The following is a 23,736-nucleotide window of genomic DNA, read 5'->3' on the forward strand; positions in this document are numbered from 1 at the left end:
GGAACCTTTTTGTTTACTGGAACGTGATAGAATAGTGCTAGTTAACTTTTGAAGGAGTTTTATTGATGAAGGAACATAAAAAGCTTTATAAAGCAGGTAAATTATGGTTAGCAATGACCCTCTTTGCCTTTGCAACCACCATTATGATGGCTAACCCTGTCACACATGCGGCAGTAAATGAAGCAGCCAATAGCGTGGCACCCCAATCAGCGGCGGTAAGCCCAGCCAGTGCGGCTGCCAGCCCGGCCAACTCTCAGGAACGTACCATTGTCACGACGCCAACCCATGCGGCCCCAGAAGCATCGTCAGCAAGCACAGCTAGTCAATCCGCTACTAGTAATGTTTCCTCAGCAAGCGCAAGTGCTCGTCATTCTGTAAGCACTCCTGCCGTTGCGACCTCTGCACACGTGTATGCAGCTACCCTCGCTGATGCACAGGATCCTTATCAAAATGTGATCCAGCTGCCGGCCGGCTGGGTGGACGCCTTAAGACCCGTTCACGGCTGGGGCGACATTTACGATGCCGATCTGAGTGCTCGTTTAACCCAACTCGGTCAAGAAGGGGAAGCATTAAACGCGGGCAAGTACATCCACAACCCCAACGACAATTACATGGTTTACTACAACGCCGATGGCAGCATCGACAAGCGGCAAATCCTGATTTTGACTCAGTATGTCTGCCGTCTTTTGAACCCGATCCGTGAAGCCTTAGGCAACCCAGTTTACAAGATCAACCAAGGTTCCATCGACATTGCCAATGAAGTCGCCAAGGGCTATGTGAAGGACAACTGGAGCCTGTTGATTCGGCGGGCCCACGACATGGATCGCCTGCAGGCCATTGGTAATGATTACGGCGTCATGGTGAGTGAATCCATCAGTGGCGGTTACACCAACGCCGCACCGTCTGGCAACACGATGGACCACTTGAAGAACGCCGCCTATGACTCCATCGTCGACATGCTCTTCTATGATGCCGATTCAGCTTGGGGTCACACCACTGACCTGGTTGGTGCCCGGCAGTCCGATGTCACCTCTTCCTATCTGGGTGTGGCTCCAGATGGACTGGGTAACCTCCACTACAACGGTGAACCCGAAACGGATGGCATTTGGAAATATGTTCTGACTGACGCCAATCAAAACGCATATAACCTGGTAACGGACTCCACCACCAAGTTCAACCAGGAATACAACTATACTTACGACGTCAACGACAACTACCTGAATCCAAATACGCCGATCGCATTGGAAAACAAGGCCAATTTGGACAGTTACCGTCTCTTACCATCAACAAACAGTAATTACGCCATCTTGAAGGTCAGCGGTTGGCACGCCGCCGATCTGAGCCGTTACCAAAGCACACCTTACCTGATTGTTTACGACAACACTTTGGGCCGTGAAGTTGGGCGGCAAAGAGTGGCTAGCCCAGTTGCCCGGCCAGATGTTTTCAAGGCTTATCCTTACATCTACAACAGCCAGAACGCGGGCTTCAACCAAGGCATTGCCATTCCGGTAACGTCATTAGGTCACTCTCTTTCCGTGGTTGCCCGTTATTCCAACGACAGTGCAACGGGTGAAGGGGCCACTACCGACTACTGGTTCCAACCAATCCACTTTGACCAAGGCAATTTTGCCAACCTCGATTACATGGGCATTCAGGGAGGCCACCTGCACGTTGCTGGTTGGCACGCTAGCAACCAAGCAGCCGGTCGGCCATACCACGTCATCATCTTATTTGATGCCAGTCAGGGCCGCGAAATCGCCCGGCAGACGGTCGACTCATCCGCAAACCAACGCCCAGACGTTGCCAATGCTTACCCAACAGTGGCTAACGCTTTGAATTCCGGCTTCAACTTGGACTTCTCCTTAACGCCGGCAATGGCCAACGATAACCTGCAGATCGTCAGCCGGTGGAGTAGCAATCCGGATGCCAACAGCGATTACGTCGATTACTGGTTCAGTCCGCGCAAAGTGGTCAATGACATGGGCAACTACGCCTACTTGGACAGCGTCAGTTCCAAGAATGGCAAAGTCTACGTAAGCGGCTGGAATGCAACTAACCAAGCACTCGGCCGGCCATATCACTACATCATCGCATTCGATAAGACCCGCAACCGTGAATTAGGTCGGGTCCTCGTTGATCAACCTCAGCAGCGTGATGACGTGCAACGCGCCTACCAGCAGGTCTTCAACGCTGACGACAGTGGCTTTAAGGTCAGCTTTAATTTGAGTACAGCAATGGCCAACGATGACATCACCTACCTCAGCCGGTGGACAGACGATCCGGCGGGCAACGGCAATGCCGCCGACTACTGGTTCAACCCAGTTAACAAGATCAACCGTGGTCACCTGGACCTTTGCCAATACAGCGATGGCGACTTGACGGTTACGGGTTGGCACGCCAACGATGCCAGCATCTACGAACCGCAACGGACGTTGATTTTGTTTGACAAGACGACCAATCGTGAAGTGGCTCGTCAACATGTCAGTGCCGTCAGTCGTCCCGATGTGGCTCGGGCCTTCAACGACACGCGAACAGCCGGACAAGCCGGGTTTGCCACGACCTTTGTTGGTTTCACCCCAGTTAAGGGTCACCAGTACTCATTGGTCAGCCGTTATTCATTGACAAGCGATGCCAACGAGAACTACACCGACTACTGGTTCAACTTAGGCACGTTACTCTAATTAATTGATATAGAAATAGGAGCACGACTATACTAAAGCCATGCTCCTTTGTTTTACCCAAATTAATGAAAGGTGACATTCATGGAATACCAAGACGTTTTACAAATCCTGCGCAAATTCACCGATGAGCGCGGTTGGGAAAAGTACCACAACTTAAAAGACCTGGCATTGTCGGTCAACCTGGAAGCCAGCGAAGTTTTGGAGATTTTTCAGTGGAAGGACGAAAAGCAGCAGCTGACTCCTGAAGAAACGGCCCACTTGAAGGAAGAGATTGCCGATACGTTGATTTACCTCTTCTACATGTGCGACAAGCTCAAGATGGATCCTTACAAAGAGATTCAAAAGAAGATGGCGATCAACGAACACCGGCACTGGCCCGAAGAAGAATCGGCGAAAAAATAAGGATGTTTAAAAAGGGATGACGACTATGCATCAAGAATCCATTTTCGCCCAAGAGAATTCCCAGACCAGTCCCTTAGCCAACCGGGTCCGGCCCACCACAATCGATGAGTTTGTGGGACAAGATCAGCTGCTGGGCAAAGGCAAGGTCCTGCGCGAATTCATTGAGCACGATCAGATCTCTTCTTTGATTTTGTGGGGACCACCGGGTGTGGGCAAGACCACTCTGGCCGAAATCATCGCCCAGCATACAAAGGCCCACTTCGTTACGTTCTCCGCGGTGACCAGCAGCATCAAGGACATTAAGAAGATCATGGAAACGGCCGAGAAGAACCGGCAGTATGGTGAAAAGACCATCTGCTTCATCGACGAAATCCACCGCTTCAACAAGGCGCAGCAGGATGCCTTCCTTCCCTTCGTTGAACGCGGCAGCATCACCCTGATTGGGGCAACGACGGAAAATCCCTCGTTTGAGATCAATTCCGCCCTCCTCAGCCGCTGCAAAGTCTTCGTCATGAAATCCTTAACGGTTAAGGATCTTGAACAGGTGCTGCAGCGAGCCTTACACCACCCCAATGGTTTTCCTGGGCTGACCATCCATTGCGATGACGCTAGTATCAAGTTGATGGCCGAATTTGCCAACGGTGACGCCCGGGTTGCGTTGAATACATTGGAAATGGCCGTCCTCAATGGGCAGCGCCATGATCGTGAAGTAACCATTACCGCCGACGACTTAAGTCAGCTCATCAATACCAAGTCTCTGCGTTACGATTCCCACGGCGAAGAGCACTACAATGTCATCTCGGCCCTCCACAAGTCGATGCGTAACAGTGACGTGGATGCGGCCGTCTACTGGTGCTCGCGCATGCTGGATGGCGGCGAAGACCCGCTCTATATTGCGCGGCGGCTCGTCCGCTTCGCTAGTGAAGATATCGGTTTGGCCGACCCAAACGCCTTACTGATCGCCACCAGCACCTTCCAGGCCTGCCAGTTTTTGGGCATGCCGGAGTGTGACGTGCACCTGACAGAATGTGTCATCTACCTGGCACTGGCGCCCAAGTCCAACGCTGCGTATGTTGCCCGGCAGGAGGCTCATCGGGCAATCAAGAAGACCGGCAATTTACCGGTACCTCTGCAAATCAGGAACGCACCAACCAAGCTGATGAAGGACCTGCACTATGGTCAACATTATCAGTACGCCCATGACACCAAGGATAAGTTGACCACCATGCAGACGATGCCACCAGAACTCGTCGGTAAACAGTTCTATCAGCCGACCGACCAGGGCATGGAAACTCGTTTTGCCAACCGGCTGGCCCAGATCAAAGAATGGCACCGTAAACACCCGGAAAATTAACTTTTAGACACTAAAAAGCGGATGTGATGAATGATCACATCCGCTTTTTGCTTACATTTAGTGATTAGAAGTTCAGCCGAATCTGCAGTGAACCAGTTTCAACTAAGCTGCCTAAGCACTTCATGGCTTCTTGGTAAGCTGCTTGCGCCGTCTCTTCGTTGGCTTCCTGCAGCTTCTTCTGCAAGCCTTCGCCAGTCAGCTTGGCAGCGGCTGGGTCAGTGGTCAACAGAACGTGGCGACCCTTAGCAATCGTTTCCCGCTTCAACGTCTCCAGAGTGGACTGATAACGTTGTGGGTGTTCATCGGCAATCGTTGCAATTGCATGGGTTACCCAGTAAATGTACTTGATGTTGAAGTGCAAGGTCGTGTCCCTGTAAACGGCTGGGGTGTCCAGAACGTTTGTGTAGAACGGTGCAATGCCGTTAAAGGCGTTTGGACCAAATGCCAACCAGCAGATACCGGCCATTTCCTTTGGCACATCGTTGCGAATCTGCAGAATGTGGACTTCAGAGTTCCGCTGCAGACCAATTGGCCGGAAGGCGTGACGTTGAGCGTCCGTGCCTTGTGGGTTATAAGGGTCGTATGGCGTGTGTTGATAACGAGAACTCAAAGCATACTTAACGTCCTCGATAGTCAACAGGTGCTCTGGCTTACGTGCAAATGGCAGGTTCGGGTTGTCCGGTGATTCTTCATCGCTTGGGTTGAAGAGTCTCTGAATGTACCATTGCCGCGGAATGTTGTAGCAGTAGTCAGAATCGTTGTGGCTGCCGAAGATGTGACGCAGGTTATAGCCGCCTTCGCCATCGATCTGCAGGTGGTGTTCAGTGATCATTTGTTCCAGATCGGCTGAGGCCATCGTGTCGTCGCTGGCAAAGTCGAAGTCGGTGATGCTGAACCAGTTCGGGGCAACCACATAGCAGTCGTCAGGAACCCGTTGTGCGGCCCAGTGGTGACCACCAATGGTTTCCATGTACCAAACCTCGTCCTTGTCGGAGAAGGCCACACCATTGGATTCATAGGTCCCGTACTTTTCCAGGTAGCTGCCTAACAGCTGAACCCCTTCGCGAGCGGAGTGGATGTATGGCAGAACAATGGTGACAAAGTCTTCTTCACCGATCCCGGACTTAACCAGTGGGTCGATGCCTAAGATCCGTGAGTTGGTCGTGCTGGTTTCGGTAGCAGACATCGTTACGTTGTCAGCGTTGATGCCGGCTTCACCCCAGATCCCCATTTCCTTGGCCTTAGCCGGGATTTCAGGAACCGCGGTGTAACGCAGCGGATTGCCTGGCAGCTCAACTTCGCACTTTGAATTAATTGATTTATATTGACTTGGCTGGTCTTCTGGTTTAACCACGATGAAACGCTTTGGGTTGAAGGCGTGGAAGAAGTCTTCGTTCCGCGCTACCAACGTGGTCCCATCAGCAGTTGCTTTCTTACCAGCTAATACAGTCGTACATGGCATGTAATCACCCTCCTTGGGTAAATATTCAATCCTGTAATTGCTTTCATTGTAGTTTAATCAAACGGTTTCAGCAAGGACTGTCTAGAATTAACTGTCCTAATCCAGTGCCAACCGGGATCCATGTCCAATTAGCTGGCCCTTACTTACTGTAGTCCTTGTTCTTCAAGTAGTGGATGGCCACCAGGAGGGCCAAAATGATGACCGCAAATATGATCCAAAAACCATAAACGTCATTCTTCCAAGGAATACCGCCCACGTTCATTCCCATGAGACCGGTGACCAATGCGCCAATGGCAATAATCAACCCGGCTGAATCCAGGAACTTCATCAAGTGGTTCAGGTTGTTGTCCATCATCCCAAGGAACAGGCCGCTGATGGATTCCAAGAGGTCCCGGCAGATATGGATCATCTTATTCAACCGGCGCTGTTTGGTCTGCATGGTTTGGACTTCCGTACTGTCCAAGCGGTTGGCCTGCAAAGAATTGGTAAAGGCCATCAACGCACTGGACTGATCATCCATCGTGTGCTCAAAGAAAACCAGTTGGCGGGTTAAATCGGTAAGCTCACGCAGTTCCTGATTTTCGATCGTGGCGTTGGCCGCTTGATCCAGACGGTCAATCTCCGGCTTGTAGGCCCGCAGCCCGTCCATCAAGTGGTCTTGCCAGTAGTTGACTAAATGGTTGACCAACTGCAACGGCTGGTCGCTTTCATCTAAGTGATGGGAGATGACCTCCCGCGCCGAAGACCAATCGGCGGTGCAGACCAGCAGCTGGTGTTGGTTAAAAATCATAATTGCCGGCGACAACTGGTCCTCAATGGTCTTACGGGTGGCGATGAAGTCATAGACAACCAGCAAGTAGGCGTCCGGCATCCGATCGCTGTAAAGGCGGTGAAAACGTGAAACCTCCTCCGCCGAGTTGGCATAGTCAAACGTAATGGGCTCCAAGTTCAGCTGAGCACAAACATGTTCCCGCTCTTGGGTGGTCGGGTTGCTCATTAAGATCAGGTTGGCTCCCCGGGTGCCGCCATTGGTTTCGATCAGTTGACGGTCCCTTAATCGGTAGGTTTTAAGCATGATTTTCACTTCCTTTACTTACACATACTGATACTTTTTATTATACCGTTTTACGCTTTCCGCCTCCTTTTTCCTGCCCGTTTTGGGCACAATTGCAGATTAACTTTAGGAATTTTTATAAAATGTTCACGTGTTCTGTTGATAATTTGTGAATGTCATCAGCAAATGACCACCCTATTGTTTATTAGCGTACAAAATATTACACATTTTAGCGGAAATTTGCCGGCTGATTGTCCAAAGGAACTAATCTTTTTACCTTACCATCGATTACGGTCGTTTTCGCCCGCCATTAAAACGAACTAATAATCAATTCCTTAATTTTCTCTCTCAATTTTTTAATATTGTCCGTTATGGATTCACCCCCAAGAAACAATTTGGTTATTGACTTTTAGTAAGACGGCGTTTAACGTATGTTATAATCTTTTTCGTTAAAAATTGATGAGAATCTTTTAATTTCTGTTTCAGTACAGCGAGCCCTAAATGATGAGAACGGGTCTGGAAGGGAAAACTCCTAATTCAAATCACTCCATTGTGGTAGGAGGTTCCTATTAATGTGTGACGTATCTTTGTGATGGGGGTTGTTAATCAATGTGGGAAATTGTACGCGAATCAATACCGCAGTTACTATCTGCGGGTTTTAAGTACACAATTCCGTTAGCAATCATTTCGTTTGCGATCGGGTTGGTATTAGCATTGCTAAGTGCTTTAACGCGGCTGTCACAAAAAAGTGGCGCCTTCTTGATCCTTAAAGCAATCGTCCGTTTCTATGTTTGGCTGTTCCGGTCAACGCCATTACTGGTTCAGTTATTCATCGTCTTCTTCGGACTGCCATACCTGAAAATTAAAGGAATCTTGCCACATGGTGTGCGGATGCATCCCTTTACCGCCGGGATCATCACCTTCTCCTTGAACACCGGTGCCTATGCTTCCGAAACCATCCGGGCGTCCATTTCGGCGGTCCCGGTTGGTCAATGGGAAGCTGCCAGTGCGATTGGGATGACACGCCTGCAGACAATCTGGCGGGTGATCTTGCCACAAGCATTTCGGATCGCCCTGCCACCGCTGTCAAACTCCTTCATCAGTCTGGTGAAGGACACCTCGTTGGCCGCTTCCATTACCATCATGGAAATGTTCGAAGTCAGCCAGCAAATTGCGGCCGAAAACTACCAGCCACTGCTGATGTACTCGCTGGTCGCTGTCATCTACGCGTTGTTCACGAGTGTCCTGTCTTACCTGCAAGGTTGGCTGGAACACTACTTTAACCACGAAGTAAACGCAAAGAAGGTGAACTCATGAAGTTAACCAATATCAATAAGAGTTTCGGCGATAACCATGTCTTGCAGGATATCAGCCTGGACTTTCCGGAACACAAGACAACGGTCATGGTTGGTCCATCGGGTTCCGGGAAGTCAACCATCTTGCGGTCATTGAACCTGCTGGGAATGCCTGACAGTGGACATTATGACTTCGACGATTTTCATCTGGACTTTTCACAAAAAATTACTAATAAACAGAAGCTGGCCGTTCGCCGGTCAACGGGGATGGTCTTCCAAGACTATAACCTTTTCCCTAACCACACCGTGTTGGGCAACGTCATTGAGGGCCCAACCCAAGTGCTGAAACAGCCGCGTGAACAGGCCATTGCAACGGCCAAGGACCTTCTCAACAAGGTGGGCCTGAGTGGTTACGAGAAACACTATCCGAACCAGTTGTCTGGTGGACAGGCGCAACGGGTGGCCATCGCCCGGGCACTGGCCATGCATCCGAAATACATCCTGCTCGATGAACCGACGTCCGCTTTGGACCCGGAACTGGAACAGGAAGTATTGCGGGTTCTGCTCCAGTTAGCTCATGAAAAACAGTCAATGGTTGTCGTAACTCACAACATGATCTTTGCGCAACGAGTAGCCAACAAGATTATCTTCGTTGAGCATGGTCAGATCCTTTATGACGGTGATCCTAAAGAGTTCTTCTCCCCGGATAACCCGAATGAACGGATTCGCAAGTTTATCGCATCAATGACAATGAAGAACTTATAATTACGAGGTGTCGAATATGAAGTTTTTGAAGAAGTTATCGATTGCGGCTGCCGCCCTGCTGATGGCTGGCGCCACTGTTGTTCCTGCTGCCACCGCCCATGCGGCCTCCTCATCAGTCAACTCTGAACTGGTGCACAAGGGTCAGTTAACCATCGGGACGGAAGGTACTTTTAGCCCTTATTCATTCCGTAAGAACAGCAAGCTGACTGGTTTTGAAGTCGACTTAGGCAAGGCCGTGGCCAAGAAGATGGGCTTAAAGGCCAAGATCGTGCCGACCAAGTGGGACTCACTGTTAGCCGGGGTCAACTCCGATAAGTTCGACGTCATCATGGATGGGATTACCGTTACAGCTAAGCGGCGCAAGCACTACGCCTTCTCCAGCATTTACCTGAAGGTGCCATTCGTCCTGATTCAAAAGAAGAATGGTAAGCTGAACAGCCTGGATGACATCAAGGGCCACAAGATCATCGGCCCAGTTGGTTCTAACTACGCTATGATCATTAAGAAGTTCGGCGGCAAGCTGGTTCAAGACGATGGTAACTTTGGGACGACCCTGAGTCTGTTGAAGCAAGGTCGTGGTGAAGCCACTATCGATGACGAAGGTGCTTGGAAGGCCTACACGGCTGACCACCAGACCAAGGGCTTAAAGGCTACGACCATCCCAACTGACCAGGCGGCTGATGAAGTCGGGGCCGCCTTCTCCAAGAAGGACAAGGCTACTCGCAAGGCCTTCAACAAGGCACTGGACGAATTACGTCAGGACGGGACCATTACCAAGCTCTCCAAAAAGTACTTCGGCAAGGATGTTTCAGTTAAGTAATCACGATTAACTAATACGAATAAACCGCAGCTAGTTTCTTCACTGGCTGCGGTTTTTTATACCCAAAAGCGCCCGCCAACATATCTGGCGGACGCTTGTTTTCGTTTAGTAATGATTTATTTGTCAACGACGACCACTTTGGTCCCAGGCTTAACATTTTCGTAAATCCACTTAGCATCAGGAATGGTCAAACGAATGCAGCCGTGCGAAGCGGTAGACTTGCCCAGCTTAGCGGCTTCCTTCTTGATGTAGTGGTTGTGTGCGTCAACCGGCACTGAGTGAAACAGGTAAGCCCCATTGCCATTCCAAGAGGTGTAGTAATTACCACCCTCCTTTACATCAGAACTAAAGAAGTGTTTCCCACGTTGACTCTGCACGTGGAACGTCCCCGTTGGCGTCATGCTCTTCTTTTTACCGGTCTTTTTGTCAGTCCGATACTGGCCAGCAGAACAATACATGGTGTAGATCACATGATTGCCGTCATATAAGTAAACTCGGTTCTTGCTGATGTTGACCTTCATCCAGAAATTCTTGACCTGCTTTAAGTCCGGGTAAGGTTTCGTTTCGGAAGGTTTTTTGTAGTTAATCGGTTTCCGCATGGCGGAGCTGGCCTGAGCGACCGTCACCATACTATTAGTGACACCATGGTTGATTACTGGGGCCAATCCCAAACCAGCCACCATTGCCGCGGTTGATAGGCAACAAATAACGTTTTTGCGATTCAATTTCACGATTTAATCCCCTTTATGAACTCGTTGATCATTGATCAGCCAATTTCAGTGACTCTATTATACTAACTCATTTAAAACGATCTGACTTGCTTTATTAAGAACAAGCGCATACCTGGATTATTTCCCGGGTGTGCCTTCAAGAAGTTGACAAAGTCACCGTACACTTGTGGTCTTTCTTTGGCAGGCACACCCCGCCAGGCCGTAACATCCGCGTCATCACCAGCCGCAACGATTTCGGCGAACGGGCCGCCCTGATCGTAGTCATATGGATAAACCCAGTACTGTTTGCTTTGGCGTCGAATGTCACTGTCACGCGGTTGCTCCACATCTAAACGACGGTGGCTGCCACGGTAACCCGCCGGAACGTGGTAAACCCCATAGGGAATTCCATAGTTGAAGGACTCGGTATTGGCCACCTCTTTGAGTTCAGCCAGTGAATAATGTGCCGGGTTGGCATCAATTCTGCCATCCGCCAGCTGACGATAAACATTCCATTCGCTGACAAAACGGCCTGAATCAATGTCAACGATGAACTCAATCATCCGCGCATCGTTTAGTTGACTAGCCATCGAATCCCGCATGAGCTGGACCTTCATGTTGTGCGGATAATCAAAGTCATCGTGATACCTGTTATGAAAGTTGGCGCCGGTTTGGTAGTCCAAGTCAATCTCGTGGTCTTGGCAATATTGCAACAGCCGATCATAGTCGCTGGCATTGGCGGGCATTGCGTCATGACGATAGTGGCGGATGAAATTGATCACCTGCCGGTCCAAGTAACAACGAAATAGGTGCATTTGGCGGCCTAGAGCATCGATTTTGAGCCCCATCGGCGTCGGATAGGCAGCCACCACCAAATCCCTGAGATACGGAAAAAACGCGCTCTGTGGGCTCAACATCTCAGCCAACTGGTAATTGCTTTCGTTTAACTGCAGGAAGCCGTACTCGTCAATTGTTGTTTGTAAATGACGGTTCAACATCAGATTGAGCTTGGCTGCAGGAGTCTGCCGGCTGACCTTCAACAGGTTTATGTATGGATCACTGCCCACCACATGCACGGATTGAAAAAGTTCAGTCAAGTCGGCAGTCACTTGCGCCGTCAGCAAATAGGCATGACAAGCAGACTGATCCCAACCTTCTGTGATCAGTTGTCGATATTGATGCCAAAGAGTCTCATCTGCGTGACGCAACAGGCAGCGGTTCTGCCAGTAACGCCACAGGTTGATTAAGTGGTTAAACATGTTGACCTCCAGCAAAAAGGGACCCCTGCTCTCCAGGAGTCCCTAATTTAAACGTTAAACGCATCGTCGGGGCCGTCCTAGCATCGCAGCATGCTAAAACTATAACATAGCTGCCAACTGGTGCCCACCAACTAGCATGGCTTCGACAACACTTACTTAGTCATATCGCGTCCGAAGTACTTCTTAGAAATCTTTGCTAAAGTTCCATCCTTGCGTAATTCATCCAATGCCTTGTTGAAGGACTTGCGTAGTGCAGGGTTCTTCTTGTTGAAGGCAGCGGCAATCCGGTCAGAATCTTCATCCTTAGAAACGTTCACGGCCTTGAGCCCCTTCGTCTGGTGGTTGGCGGTGTATGCTTGCCAACCTTGTTCATCGGTCAGTGTGGCTTCACCGCGTCCCTGTCTAACCAAACTCAAGTGAGTGGCAAAGTTACCGTCGTCTTGAACTAACTCGCCGCCCCACTTGTGGATGACAGCGGCGTTAGTAGTACCAACCCCGGCAACAATCTTCTTACCCTTGATCTGCTTCAGGCTGGTTAACTTGCCATTCTTCTTTTGAATCAGAACAAATGGTGAATTGTCGTAAACCTTTGAAAAGGCATAGTGCTTCTGCCGATCTTTGGTAATGCAAACACCATTCATAATGACGTCAAACTTGCCAGAGTTAACGCCGGCCAGCAGCGAGTCCCATTTGGCAGGAACAAATTTGGCTTTCAGGCCCATCTTTTTCGCAACGGCTTTACCTAATTCAACCTCAAAGCCGGTCAGTTTGCCGTTTTTACGATAGGAGTAGGGTTTAAAGGTTCCCTCGGTCCCGATAGTCAGTTCGCCCTTGTGGATCAATTCAGAGTTGACCTCTGACGATGCCGCATGGGCATTCAATGCTGGCACGACTGTTGCAAAGCTCAGCAGCAAGGCAGCAGCCATAATTGATAATTTACGCCAAATCTTCAATTTGCTCCACCTCAATTTATTGAGTTATCCCAGTTGTCATCTTCAACGCCTGTCAAGCACCGTTCAATATTCATCAACAGTTTAACGGGCAATCGATTGATGTTGAGCCGAGATCAATGAACACTTAATCATAGTGGACAACTAACCAACACACAGTCAATGGAAATTGCTCACCTGGTCCGGCGTTCATTTATAACGTACGTTAAGGTTTAAACACTTTATTGTCAATGATCAAACGTCTTTTTATAAATTCTTTATAATACAGAATATGGCATGAAACCGTTTTCTTAATTACGTTATTGATAGGAATAAAGCCACGTTAATGAACAGTTGAGTCGAATTGATCAATCAGGTCTAGCAATTATAATATTTAAATAAAAATATTCGGATAGTATGATCGCATTTGCTCGTTTTAGATTGAATTGGCCGTTATAGCTTTGCCAATCCGATCAATTATGGCAACAGCTTTGCTAAACGTTAACTTTTGTTTGCCCAACTCCCTCACTAATTTGGTATTCAAAAAGGCTTCCAACTACGATACACGTAATTGGAAGCCTTCAATTAATTGTTTCGTTATTACTTGACTGCCGCTGTCTTTTGTTGACCGCGCAGTGACTGCCAACGCAACTTCAGCGGGTTAGCAATCATAAACATGATCAAGTAGAAGACCAGAACATACAGCCACAAGATCATCACGTTGCTGTTGGCAAAGCCGGTTGAGAAACCACCCGTTACTGCTTCACGGAAGCCATTAACGGCATAAGTCATCGGTAGGAACGGATTGATGACGTTGAAGAAACGGTTGGTAACTTCGAGTGGGAACATCCCGCCAGCGCCACCAAGCTGTGCTACGAAGAGGATCAAACCAAAGATCGTGCCAAACCGGCCAAATGCGATCGTGAAGCACTGCATGATGGCCATCTGCGCTAAGGTGTATGAAATCCCGATGACGAAGAGTTCTCCAGCATGTTCAACCTGCAGACCAGTTGCCATCAATACCAGGTTCTGAACCAAGACCATCAAGACGCTGGTGATGATGGCTGTTCTCAGTTCATGCAAAGTCATGTCCAGACGGTTGCGGCCAGCGGCTAAGATCCGGCTGGATGGGAATTCCAGCGTGAAGATCAGGACCCCAATGAAGAGGCCGGTTGCCATGATGAATGGTGCCAAAGCATGACCATAGTTTGGTACCCGGCTGTAATGGCTATGACTCAGTTGAGCTGGGGCGGCGAACATTCCGGCAGTCCGCTTGCCTGGTTGCTGCTTCTTCACCATCGTGGCACCGTTACCCAAGGCAGTGGCTAATTGGCCAGCACCGTTGTTTAATTTAACGATTCCTTGTTCAATTGCTGGTGAATTGTCGACCAGCTGCTGGGTCCCAGCGGCTAATTGGTTTACCCCGCCGACTAAGGCTGGCACTTTGCCGTTTAATTGGCCCAGTGCCCCAGCCAGTTGACTGGCACCGGCGTTCAGTTTGCCTGAATTACTGTTCAATTGGGCGGCACCGTTACCGGCTTGGTTGACGCCGGCAGTAAAGGCACCCACACCGTTGCTTAAGGTCTTTGAACCGGCTGCAGCGGAATCAACGCCATGGCTGTATGCATTCAGGCCGTTGTTCAATTGGCCCGCACCAGCAGCCAGTTTACCAGTGGCTGCCTGCAGTTGACTAGCAGTGCCGGTCAGGCCGGTGATTGTTCCCCGGAAGCCGTTCAGCTGGTTCAGCAGTTGATTAGCCTGGTGCAAAGTCGTTCCAGCGTTATTCAATACGCCTTGCATACTGCTCAACTGACCCAACTGTGACTGCATCTGGCCCAGACTGTCCTTCAAGGCGCCTAATTGCCGCAACGTGCCGGACATCCCACTAATGGTTTGGGCATTGCCTTGAGCTTCTCTGGCAATCGACTGCAAAGCACCCTTAGCATTGTTGTCACTGGTGGTTTGGGCCAATTGTGCGGCTTGTCTGGCAATATCGGCATCCTTTTCAGCAACGCCGCTGAGCTGACCAAGCTGACTAGCAGCACCATTTAAGGCATTGCCGGCAGCGCCCAGCTTCTGAGCAGACTGGTTAAGGCCACTCAGAGCACTTTGCGCCTGCTGCAAGCCTTGTTGCAAAGTACCCAGACTGTTCTGCAGCTGCTGAGCTTGATCCATCGTTGCCATAATTCCTTGGGTGTTCAAATGACCCATGGATTGACTAACTGCGGCGTTTAGTTGCTTAGTGCCGTTATCCAGCGCTTGTGCACCGGCACGCAGCTGGCCTGAATTACTGCTGAGCGTGCTCAGGCCGTTCGTCAAGGTTTGTGCCCCGCCGTTCAACTGACCTGAGTTAGCCATCAGCTGGTACAAGCCTGCGCTTAACTGACCCACGGCGCCAGTGTAGGCACCAATGCCGTTAGCCAAAGTCTGACTGCCGGCTGCTAATTGCTGGGCACCAGCAGCTAGTGGCGCCACACCCATCTTCAAGGTTTGTGTACCCTGATTTACCTGGGAAACACCGGCGAAGTAACGGTTGGTCCCATCTTGCAGGGTAACCATACCGTTAGACAGCTGTTGAGCACCATTAGCGGCTTTGTTCATGCCCTTGCCCAAGACCTTCAACTGGCTGAACATTGCCTGAGCGTAAGCCTTGGTAACTGCTGCCCGAATCTGGGTGTTCAGCTTGTCCATGCCGATCTCACTCATCGTTTCTGCCAAGTAGTTCTTGGAATCATTCGTTTGATAATGAAGCGTCATCTTCTGCGGATGCTTGGACATCACAGTGGCCGCATTCCGTGAGAAGTTGCGGGGAATCGTTACGACCGTGTAGTAGCGGTGGTCCCGCATACCTTCTTTTGCCTGACTGGCGGAAACGAATTCCCATTTCAGCTGATGATTTTGTTTCAGCTGTTGCACAGTCTGATCGCCGACTTTCAGGGTGTGCCCCTGGTAACCCGTTGCTTGGTCCTTGTTAACGACGGCCACCGGCAAATTCTTGGCGCCACCGTAAGGATCCCAAACCGATTGGATGAACGATAGACTGTACATAACTGGTGCCACCACAGCTACGGCAACCATTAGCCACGTTGCCAAGCCATGAGTGGCCAACCAGTTTTTAAGATTTTTCATGATGATGACCTCCCATCTCTGGTTGCTGATCAAGCCAATCAATAAAATTGTGAGCGTGTGTCAAAATAACTTCCTTGCTAGTGACATAATCCTGACTACGCCACCAGTAGAAGGCACCAATGACAGCTGAACTGAGCATGTAAGCGCCTGTTTCATGGTTATCAAATAAGGAAATAGCGTGTACCAGACGGTCATCAACGTTATCGTCATAACGATTCAGCATGATGTCGGATAAGATGTTCACCAAAGTGGCGTACAGGGAACTGTTCGTCCGCCCGGTAGCCAAGTTGCGCAAGATATCCTTGTTGTTGACCAGCCAATCCACGACGTTTTCAATTTCATCTTCGTCATTATCACTGGCATCGATCAACGACGTAATCTTGGTATTCACCGTATGTTTCAGCAAATCGTCTTTGTCATTGAAATACCGGTAAAAACTGCTGCGATGCATCATCGTTTCGTTACAAATCTGTTCAACCGAAAGTGACATAAAAGATTGTTCAGCGAGTAAAGTCAACAATGCACGTTGAAAATCCCGTTCTGTTCGCGTTAACCCCATCAGTATCCTCCCTTCCTCAGCAATGCGACAGTTTTAAAATGTGTCGCATTCTGAAACTAACAGGTGTAATAGTAGCACAAAAACATTAGATTGCAAACAATCGTTATAGTTACGGACTAGTCAGCTTTCGCACTAACTAGCCAAAATTTGTTCAACAATATCATTATAAATATGACAGGGGATGAATGATCTGTTTATCTCAAATAACTCGCTTAAAGAATGAATTTTCTGATAATGTCAGGCTTTTGGATCGTTCAACCCTAATAAAAAAGGATCCTGGCGCTTGTTTAAACGTCAAGATCCTTAATTATTTCAATTCCGTATTTATTCGTTGCCTCAATTCAGGCTGGCAAAATAGTTATACAGGTACGCCCGGTAGGCAAAGGCCATGATCACGTTTCTTAACATGGTCTTCTGTTTGGTGTGATCATGCCCGACCTCTTTGAGTCCCTTCTGATTGCCAAACACATAGGCCACCACGTTCGCCAACTCGGCCGCGAAGTAGTTGTAGGCCACCTCAGTCGAGTAAGTCTCTTCCTGGATCTGAATTGCCTTGCGTAGGTTATCCTGATCGAGCACGTTTTTGGCAATCACGATAAACAACAGCTGGGCAATCTGTTCGCGCGAATACAGTTTGTGGTCCGGCCGTTTAACCAAGTGGTGTTTGACGTAATTGCTGACCATCGAGCTAGTCACCTTCACGTTATCAAAGGGAGCCAAGCAGGTCTGCAAATAGGTGACCACTTGCTTTAAATACAGTCCCATCGCCGGCAGCTCTTGATAGGCAGGCAAACGAAATGATTGATCTGCTGGTTGATTCATTGCCGATTCCTCCTAATTGCATTAATTCTAGCGGCTGTCATCATCGTGTGTCAAATAACCATTGACCAGTTTTTGTAAAACCGTTGACAAGAATATGCAAAACGGATATGATGATTGCAAATAAAGTGAGGTAATGAAAAATGACGGCAAAAATTATTACTGACTCGGGCGCCAATTGCTACACGGATGTAATTGGCGGGGTTGCACATGCTAACGTTCCGCTGACCCTAACCGTCGACGGCCAATCATGGGACGATGACCAGCAACTGGACTTGGACAACTTCTTGGCGGCATTGAAGAATACCAAGTCTAAGACGTCTTCGGCCTGCCCTAGTTTAGGTAAGTGGCTTGCCGCTTTTGATGGTGCGGATGAAATTTACGTCTTAACGATTACGAGCACCCTGTCCGGCAGTTACAACGTTGCCCAACAAGCCGCCGACATCTACCTGCAGGATCATCCGCAAGCAAAGGTGCATGTCTTTGACACTAAGTCTGCCGGTCCCCAAATGCGCCTCTTGGCTTCACAGCTGGCCGTCCTCATCAACCGCGGCTATGACTTCAAGGAAGTGGTCGCCATTATGGATGAACAGATTCAACACACCGACCTGCTCTTTGCCCTGCAGGAATTGGACAATTTAGCGAACAACGGTCGGATCAGCCCGGCAGTTGCCAAGCTAGCCCACCTCCTGCACCTGACCGTTTACGGGACTGCCAGCGACGAGGGTAAGTTTGAGATGCTCGGCCGCATGCACGACAGTAAAAAGATGTATGCCAAGCTCGTCAAAATCATGGAGAAGCAGGGTTACCAAGGTGGCCGCGTCTTGATCGACCATGTCCAATGTCGTGACCGGGCCGATCGGATGGCTGCCGCAATCAGTGCCCGCTTCCCTAGCGCGATCATCTCAATTTCCCGTTGTGGCGCCCTCTGTTCCTACTATGCCGAAAACGACGGCTTAATGATTGGCTTTGAAAAATAAGCATGGTGTTAATGGTAATTAGTTAGCACCATTTCTATTAATTAATCTCCAAATGAAGCTCCTTGTTCGCGGATAAGTCCATGAATGAGGGGCTTTTTTGATGATCTCTTGTCAACTAAAACCGGCAGTAAACCTCAACAATTCAAAAAGCCATCGCAAGCTAAACCACCCGCAATGGCTTTCATTTATTCTAATCGCTCATGTTTAATCTTGGTTCATACCAATCAAGTCGAACTGTTCGGTCGAAACAATCACGTCAAAGTCATCCTTAGCTGGCAACTGCCCCTTGACCAGGATGGTCCGGTCAGACAAGTCGTAGTACCAGCCTTGATCGGCAGCGGCCCACTGTGATTTGACTAAGAAGCGCTTGATCTTCTGGCCGTCAATGGCGACGTACAAAGCACCCTTCTGCTTGTTAATGGCCTTCATGCTGAAAGTCTTAACTTGGTCTTGGTAGCTGCCCTCAGTGTGGAAGTGGATCTTCTTGACTTCGTTACCATTGACAGTGATCTGGACCTTCTTATATTCACCATTCTGGTAATCCAAGGTCTTGCCGTCATCGTCGTAGTAAGTGTATTGGCACTTTGGATTGTCACCGATCAAGAAGTCGACGTTGTGCATCGTGTCACTGCTAATGTGGCTGACATCCTTGGTGGAGATCACAATCCCGTTATCCCGCAGGAACATTGGAATGGAGTTCAAGCCAACTGGGATCTCAATCGTTTGGCCACCAGCATATTCCTTCAGGTGATCGTTGACGTCAAACCACTTAGCACCACGTGGCAAGTAGACTTTCCGCGTCTTAGCGCCCTTGTCAAAGACGTTAGCAACCAGCAAAGACGGACCGAACATGAATTCAAAGTATTGATTATCAACGCAATTCTCGTCGTCTTGGAATTCATAAATCAACGGCCGCATGATCGGCTCACCAGTGACGTGGGCGTGATACATTTCGGAATACAGGTAAGGCAACAAACGGTAACGCAGGTGATAAGCGTTGCGGACATACTGATTGTATTCGTCATACATCCATGGCTGGGTCACTGAATTATCCGTGTTGGCCGAGTTCATGACAAAGCGTGGCTGGAAAATACCGTTTTGAATCCACCGCAGCAGCAATTCGCCTTCTGGAGCACCACCGGTAAAACCACCAATGTCACAGCCCTGGTTAGCCACACCGGACAGGCCCATACCCAAAATCGTATTGACTTCGTACTGCGGGGTCCGCCAATCAGTCAGGTTGTCACCAGCCCAGGTTTGAGCGTAACGCTGAATGCCGGCATAACCAGCCCGGTTAATAATGTAAGGCCGCTGCTTCTTGCCATAAACATCCTTCACCGCATTGATGCCTAACTTGGCCATCATGTTCGCCTGGATCGGCTTCAATTCCGCCATCCGGCCGCCAAGTCCTTCCTTAACACACTTGGCATTCCGGTCTTCAACACCATCGTATTCACAGTTATCGTTCCAAACGGTGTAGGTGCCCTTCTTCAGGATATTGTTCTCTAACAGGCGCTTCCAAACCTGCCGAGCTTTCGGATTCGTGAAGTCAGGGAAGCGGCCCTTACCACCCCACCAACGACCGATGTAGTCTTCCTTGCCATCAGCGGTTTTAATGAAGGCACCAGCATCTTCGTAGTCCTTCATGTATGGATGTTGGTTCAAAACGCCAGGCTTCAGGTTGCAGATCACTTCAATGCCCTTCTTGTTCATGTTGTCCATGAATTCCTTCGGGTGCGGAAACTTAACGTGGTTCCAGTTGAAGGTGTAACGCAGGCCATTCTCTTCGCTGGTGGAATAACCGGATGCCAGCCAGAAGCTATCGATGTTGATATCTTCCTCTTTATACTTCTTCAGGATGGCGTAAATTTCCTTGTCGTTGTCCTTCGGCAGTTCGGCATAGTACATGGTGGACATCGTGAAGCCCAGCGCCTGCTTTGGTGGCAGGATCTGTGTCCCCGTCAGCCAAGTGTATTCGTTGACCACCTGTTTGATAGCTGGGCCGGCCAGGAAGAACATGTCAATGTCACCGCCATCGGTTTCATAGTAGTTGTAAGGATCCCAGTAACCGCTGATTTCTTTGCCCATGTCGAACAGGGATTCATAGGAATTGTTGTAAAAGAGTCCGCTGGCCAGCTTGGTTTGGTCGTTGAAGGTAATGTAGAACGGAATGTGCTTGTACATTGGGTTGCCATTGACTGGGTCGTGGCCGATGGCGTCCTTGCCGGATAAACGCATCCGCTTGCCCTTCTTGTCCAGTGGGCCGGTCTCTTCACCGAAGCCGTAATAGTGTTCATGTGCCTTGTCAGCGGTCAGGTAGTGGTACAGGCGGCCCAAATGATCTTGTTCATAGGACCGGTGCTGCAAGTCCTTCATCAACAAGTTGCCGTTCAGGTCGGTAATGATCACTTGAAACGGTTCCTTCTTGATGTGGACAATGATTGCACCCGCATTGAAGGTATACTCAGTGTCGCTTTCTTGGCAATCTACGTTTAATGGCTGGATGCGTTCCCGTTCATCCTTGAACAGCTCGTCCAGGTCATCTTTCCAGGCCGTCTTAATCAATGCATAGGAAGCCTCGGGAAAGTTGCCAGTGAAGGAAACTCGCAGCCGCACAATTGAAGGTGTCATGAAGACCAGCATCATTTTGCCGCAATCTGCGTTGATTAAATAACCATTGGCGCTTTTTTCAATGGATTCTGCCTTTTTAATAATCATTTTTCTGCCCCTTATCTCAATCATCAACCAATATCGCAATACTCATACAAGTTAATGGTAAGCGCTTTCGTAAACTTAATCAACGAGCGGTCAGACCGTCAGAGGAGCAAAATGACTAATTATAAAAAAGCTGTTAACATGAAGCTTAAGCAAGTTGTTGACGAATTTATTTGTCTAACAGAAAACGATTAATTTAATTAACTGAACCGATAATATTTACGCATCCAGTTGAATGGGTCACTTCATTTTTAAAGGAGGACTGAAAATGGCCAGTGAAATTATTGCACGTCCCTTAGTCACCATTACTAATGTCATCTGGAGTTTTAATAATGAAAGCCATCGTCCCCAGTTGCTCCTGATTAAACGGGCCAACGATCCCATGAAGAATCACTGGGCCCTGCCGGAAACACTGCTCAGGAGTGAGGAAAGTGCCGATGCGGCCTGCATTCGCCTGATCGATGATAAGATCGGCCTCCAGGTGCCCATGAGCTGCACCGAACAACTGGCAACCTTTACCGATCCCAAACGAGCTGTCGGGACACGTGCTTTGGCCTTAGCCTACATGACTTATTTGCCCGTAACCCCAGAATTGCACCCAGGCTATGGCGCAACCGATGCCCGTTGGTTCACCCTGATTGCTGACAAGGGTGATTTTGTCATTAACGGTCACGATCAGGAGTTCAACCTTGCACTGCCGGCAAATAAATCTGGTTTGGCATTCGACCACCCGCAAATCATCCAGACGGCGATCATGCGGATCAAAAATAAATTGGACTACCAGCCGAGCATTCTGCGGATCCTCGGGCCGACTTTCACTCTCCGTCAAGCGCGGGAAGTATATGCCGCTTTTTTGCAGACCAGCGCCGATCAAATTGATAATTCAAACTTCAAGAAGACCCACCAGCGGCTTTTCCGGGAAGTGGGTACAGCATCGATGAAGCATTCTGGACGGCCGCCGAAGCTTTTTCAGCTAAATTTTTAGTCCAAACGGTTGCATTCTTCGATAAAGCAACTATACTAGCCTTAAATAAAAGTCAAAGATACTTTTATTTTTACCGTGATTAAAGTATTTTTTACTTAAAAAGGAAGCATCGTTATGGATTTACAAATGCTAACCGATCTTTATGAGTTTTCCATGGCTAACGGCTACTTTGCCACCCTCCCTCACGAACGGCAGGCCCGCTTCGACGTCTTTTACCGGCGCGTACCCGATAATGGCAGCTTTGTCGTTGCGGCCGGTCTCCAGCAAGTAGTTGAACAGGTCAACAACTGGCACTTCAGCCCCGAAAATATTGAATATTTGAAATCGTTGAAGCAATTCAGCCCTGAATTTTTGGACTATCTTAGTCAGGCTAAGAACCGCTGCTTCATTAAGGCATTGCCGGAAGGAACACCAGTATTCCCGCGTGAACCCATCCTGTCAATCTGTGGTCCGCTGATCGAAGCCCAGTTGCTTGAAACCTTCGTCTTGAACATCGTTAATCACCAGTCCCTGATTGCGACCAAGTCTTGGCAGATCAACCATGCCGCTCAGGGTCGGCCGATCATGGAGTTCGGTGCCCGGCGTGCGCAAGGACCGGATGCTGCTACGTTTGGTGCCCGGGCCGCAATCATTGGCGGCTGCACCAGCACTTCAAACCTGCAGGCGGCCAGTCGCTTCAACATTCCCGCAGCTGGGACGATGGCTCATGCCTGGGTCGAAAGTTTTCCTGATGAACTGAGTGCCTTCCAAGCCTGGGCAAAGGTCTATCCCGACAAGGTTTCCCTCCTGGTTGATACCTACGACGTTTTGAAATCCGGGGTACCAAATGCCATCCGCGTCTTCAAACAGGTCCGGGCTCAAGGCCATGAACCAGTCGGCATCCGTATCGACTCCGGTGACATTTCGCAACTGGCCATCGCCGCCCGCAAGATGCTGGACGATGCCGGCTTTAAAGACGCCAAGATCACTGCTTCCAACGCCTTAGATGCCCACGTCGTTAAGTCACTGCTGGATGAAGGTGCGCCGATCGATAACTTCGGCATTGGTGAACGGCTAATCACCAGTTCCTCCAGCCCGGTGCTCAGCGGTGTCTACAAGCTGGCCGAAGAGAAGGTCAACAATCAATGGGTTCCAACCATCAAGGTCAGCGACAGTCGTGAAAAGATCACCATCCCTGGCAACAAGCAGGTTTACCGGATCTATGACAATGATCACCCAGAACAAGCCGTTGCTGACGTGATCGCATTGACCGACGAAACCCTGCAGGCTCCTCTTAAGGTTGTCAACTCCAATCCACAGGCAACCAATGCCAACAAGGTGCTGGTCAACTTTACCGCCCAGCCGCTGCTGCAGGATTGCTTGACACCAGAAGGACCGCAAAAGATCGAAAGTGATGTCTTCAAGATTCAACAGCACGCCAAGGAAGCCATCGGCCAGCTGCCGGAAGCTACCAAGCGCCTGGTTAACCCTGATCGCTACCCAGTTTACCTGACCGCCAAACTGGCCAAGCTCCAAGAAGAGTTAATCGCACGGGCTGACTTCGCTGCTCAAGATTAAACAGTTCACACACCAAATAAGTCCTAACCTCCGTCATAACGGGGATTAGGGCTTTTATTTGTGGACTTTTTAATGGATATTGCCTAAAAAGCAAAAAACGTCATTATTGTTGATCAAGTTGACGACTAAAACCCTTGAAAATCGTTTTTCGGGTATTATTATCTCTAAAATTGCTGACTAAAACCCTTAAAAATCCATTTTCGAGGGTTATTGTCTATAAAATTCCCGACTAAAACCCTTAAAAATCCATTTTCGAGGGTT

18 protein-coding genes are annotated in these 23,736 nt (G+C 49.2%); 9 read left to right on the forward strand and 9 right to left on the reverse strand.

The window, feature by feature from the left end; genetic code table 11:
• The first annotated feature begins 65 nt into the window (after positions 1–65).
• The 3 genes from IV45_RS01700 to IV45_RS01710 all read left to right on the forward strand — a co-directional run bounded on the left by IV45_RS01700 (position 66) and on the right by IV45_RS01710 (position 4,437).
• Entirely contained in the window at positions 66–2,681 is a 2,616-nt protein-coding gene (locus tag IV45_RS01700) for an SEC10/PgrA surface exclusion domain-containing protein (protein WP_057740060.1), read from the forward strand.
• A gap of 81 nt (positions 2,682–2,762) precedes the next feature.
• Positions 2,763–3,083 carry a nucleotide pyrophosphohydrolase gene (locus IV45_RS01705; protein WP_057740062.1) on the forward strand — a complete coding sequence of 107 codons (321 nt, stop codon included), beginning with the start codon at positions 2,763–2,765 and terminating at the stop codon, positions 3,081–3,083.
• A gap of 25 nt (positions 3,084–3,108) precedes the next feature.
• On the forward strand, positions 3,109–4,437 hold the full coding sequence (locus IV45_RS01710; protein ID WP_057740064.1) for a replication-associated recombination protein A: 1,329 nt from the start codon (positions 3,109–3,111) through the stop codon (positions 4,435–4,437).
• A 64-nt stretch (positions 4,438–4,501) separates the two neighbouring features.
• Here the strand turns inward: IV45_RS01710 and IV45_RS01715 are convergent, their stop codons facing one another.
• Both IV45_RS01715 and IV45_RS01720 read right to left on the reverse strand, forming a co-directional pair.
• The gene (locus IV45_RS01715; protein ID WP_057740065.1) at positions 4,502–5,899 is read right to left on the reverse strand and encodes a C69 family dipeptidase; all 1,398 of its coding nucleotides are present in this window, start codon (positions 5,897–5,899) and stop codon (positions 4,502–4,504) included.
• Positions 5,900–6,038: 139 nt separating this feature from the next.
• Complete coding sequence (locus tag IV45_RS01720; protein ID WP_057740067.1) at positions 6,039–6,974, reverse strand: magnesium transporter CorA family protein; 936 nt, start codon at positions 6,972–6,974, stop codon at positions 6,039–6,041.
• Positions 6,975–7,562: 588 nt separating this feature from the next.
• On the opposite strand from IV45_RS01720, the gene IV45_RS01725 reads away from it, so the two are divergent.
• The 3 genes from IV45_RS01725 to IV45_RS01735 are packed head-to-tail and all read left to right on the forward strand — an operon-like array spanning position 7,563 to position 9,833.
• Complete coding sequence (locus IV45_RS01725; protein ID WP_057740070.1) at positions 7,563–8,270, forward strand: amino acid ABC transporter permease; 708 nt, start codon at positions 7,563–7,565, stop codon at positions 8,268–8,270.
• A complete protein-coding gene (locus IV45_RS01730) occupies positions 8,267–9,013 on the forward strand; it encodes an amino acid ABC transporter ATP-binding protein (protein WP_057740072.1) in 747 nt (248 codons plus the stop codon). Before IV45_RS01725 ends, IV45_RS01730 begins: the two co-directional genes overlap by 4 nt.
• 16 nt (positions 9,014–9,029) lie before the next feature.
• A complete protein-coding gene (locus tag IV45_RS01735; RefSeq protein ID WP_057740074.1) occupies positions 9,030–9,833 on the forward strand; it encodes a transporter substrate-binding domain-containing protein in 804 nt (267 codons plus the stop codon).
• Positions 9,834–9,949: 116 nt separating this feature from the next.
• On the opposite strand, the gene IV45_RS01740 is transcribed toward IV45_RS01735, so the two are convergent.
• From IV45_RS01740 to IV45_RS01765, 6 genes are all read right to left on the reverse strand, one after another.
• Positions 9,950–10,564 (reverse strand): L,D-transpeptidase, encoded by a 615-nt coding sequence (locus tag IV45_RS01740; RefSeq protein WP_057740076.1) that lies wholly within the window; start codon positions 10,562–10,564, stop codon positions 9,950–9,952.
• 71 nt (positions 10,565–10,635) lie between these two features.
• Positions 10,636–11,802, reverse strand: coding sequence for a DUF3114 domain-containing protein (locus tag IV45_RS01745; protein ID WP_083487234.1), 1,167 nt, complete (start codon positions 11,800–11,802; stop codon positions 10,636–10,638).
• A 152-nt stretch (positions 11,803–11,954) separates the two neighbouring features.
• Positions 11,955–12,755, reverse strand: a complete 801-nt coding sequence (locus IV45_RS01750) for a transporter substrate-binding domain-containing protein (RefSeq protein ID WP_191980005.1) — start codon at positions 12,753–12,755, stop codon at positions 11,955–11,957.
• Positions 12,756–13,331: 576 nt separating this feature from the next.
• Positions 13,332–15,860 (reverse strand): YhgE/Pip domain-containing protein, encoded by a 2,529-nt coding sequence (locus IV45_RS01755; RefSeq protein WP_057740077.1) that lies wholly within the window; start codon positions 15,858–15,860, stop codon positions 13,332–13,334.
• Positions 15,847–16,419: a TetR/AcrR family transcriptional regulator gene (locus IV45_RS01760; protein WP_057740079.1), complete on the reverse strand. Its 573-nt coding sequence runs from the start codon at positions 16,417–16,419 to the stop codon at positions 15,847–15,849. The genes IV45_RS01755 and IV45_RS01760 overlap by 14 nt, the downstream gene beginning before the upstream one ends.
• A 336-nt stretch (positions 16,420–16,755) precedes the next feature.
• Positions 16,756–17,241, reverse strand: coding sequence for a DUF1836 domain-containing protein (locus tag IV45_RS01765; protein WP_057740081.1), 486 nt, complete (start codon positions 17,239–17,241; stop codon positions 16,756–16,758).
• Between the two features lie 140 nt (positions 17,242–17,381).
• Between IV45_RS01765 and IV45_RS01770 the strand changes: the two genes are divergently transcribed.
• Positions 17,382–18,218: a DegV family protein gene (locus IV45_RS01770; protein ID WP_057740083.1), complete on the forward strand. Its 837-nt coding sequence runs from the start codon at positions 17,382–17,384 to the stop codon at positions 18,216–18,218.
• 204 nt (positions 18,219–18,422) lie between these two features.
• On the opposite strand, the gene IV45_RS01775 is transcribed toward IV45_RS01770, so the two are convergent.
• Positions 18,423–20,936: a glycoside hydrolase family 31 protein gene (locus tag IV45_RS01775; protein ID WP_057740085.1), complete on the reverse strand. Its 2,514-nt coding sequence runs from the start codon at positions 20,934–20,936 to the stop codon at positions 18,423–18,425.
• 265 nt (positions 20,937–21,201) lie between these two features.
• Here IV45_RS01775 and IV45_RS01780 point away from each other — a divergent pair, with 265 nt between their 5' ends.
• Together IV45_RS01780 and IV45_RS01785 are read left to right on the forward strand one after the other, a co-directional pair.
• Positions 21,202–21,918 (forward strand): NUDIX hydrolase, encoded by a 717-nt coding sequence (locus IV45_RS01780; protein ID WP_057740087.1) that lies wholly within the window; start codon positions 21,202–21,204, stop codon positions 21,916–21,918.
• A 114-nt stretch (positions 21,919–22,032) separates the two neighbouring features.
• Positions 22,033–23,475 (forward strand): nicotinate phosphoribosyltransferase, encoded by a 1,443-nt coding sequence (locus IV45_RS01785; RefSeq protein WP_057740089.1) that lies wholly within the window; start codon positions 22,033–22,035, stop codon positions 23,473–23,475.
• The last annotated feature ends 261 nt before the right edge of the window (positions 23,476–23,736 follow it).

The organism is Limosilactobacillus secaliphilus, assembly GCF_001437055.1.
GTDB lineage: Bacteria > Bacillota > Bacilli > Lactobacillales > Lactobacillaceae > Limosilactobacillus > Limosilactobacillus secaliphilus.

Bases quoted from the DNA above. Each gene is read 5' to 3' on its own strand.
- IV45_RS01735 (WP_057740074.1), top strand. From the start codon at position 9,030: ATGAAGTTTTTGAAGAAGTTATCGATTGCGGCTGCCGCCCTGCTGATG.
- IV45_RS01770 (WP_057740083.1), top strand. From the start codon at position 17,382: ATGACGGCAAAAATTATTACTGACTCGGGCGCCAATTGCTACACGGAT.
- IV45_RS01700 (WP_057740060.1), top strand. From the start codon at position 66: ATGAAGGAACATAAAAAGCTTTATAAAGCAGGTAAATTATGGTTAGCA.
- IV45_RS01785 (WP_057740089.1), top strand. From the start codon at position 22,033: ATGGATTTACAAATGCTAACCGATCTTTATGAGTTTTCCATGGCTAAC.
- IV45_RS01765 (WP_057740081.1), bottom strand. From the start codon at position 17,241: ATGAATCAACCAGCAGATCAATCATTTCGTTTGCCTGCCTATCAAGAG.
- IV45_RS01730 (WP_057740072.1), top strand. From the start codon at position 8,267: ATGAAGTTAACCAATATCAATAAGAGTTTCGGCGATAACCATGTCTTG.
- IV45_RS01715 (WP_057740065.1), bottom strand. From the start codon at position 5,899: ATGCCATGTACGACTGTATTAGCTGGTAAGAAAGCAACTGCTGATGGG.
- IV45_RS01775 (WP_057740085.1), bottom strand. From the start codon at position 20,936: ATGATTATTAAAAAGGCAGAATCCATTGAAAAAAGCGCCAATGGTTAT.
- IV45_RS01760 (WP_057740079.1), bottom strand. From the start codon at position 16,419: ATGGGGTTAACGCGAACAGAACGGGATTTTCAACGTGCATTGTTGACT.
- IV45_RS01720 (WP_057740067.1), bottom strand. From the start codon at position 6,974: ATGCTTAAAACCTACCGATTAAGGGACCGTCAACTGATCGAAACCAAT.
- IV45_RS01710 (WP_057740064.1), top strand. From the start codon at position 3,109: ATGCATCAAGAATCCATTTTCGCCCAAGAGAATTCCCAGACCAGTCCC.
- IV45_RS01745 (WP_083487234.1), bottom strand. From the start codon at position 11,802: ATGTTTAACCACTTAATCAACCTGTGGCGTTACTGGCAGAACCGCTGC.
- IV45_RS01780 (WP_057740087.1), top strand. From the start codon at position 21,202: ATGGCCAGTGAAATTATTGCACGTCCCTTAGTCACCATTACTAATGTC.
- IV45_RS01755 (WP_057740077.1), bottom strand. From the start codon at position 15,860: ATGAAAAATCTTAAAAACTGGTTGGCCACTCATGGCTTGGCAACGTGG.
- IV45_RS01705 (WP_057740062.1), top strand. From the start codon at position 2,763: ATGGAATACCAAGACGTTTTACAAATCCTGCGCAAATTCACCGATGAG.
- IV45_RS01725 (WP_057740070.1), top strand. From the start codon at position 7,563: ATGTGGGAAATTGTACGCGAATCAATACCGCAGTTACTATCTGCGGGT.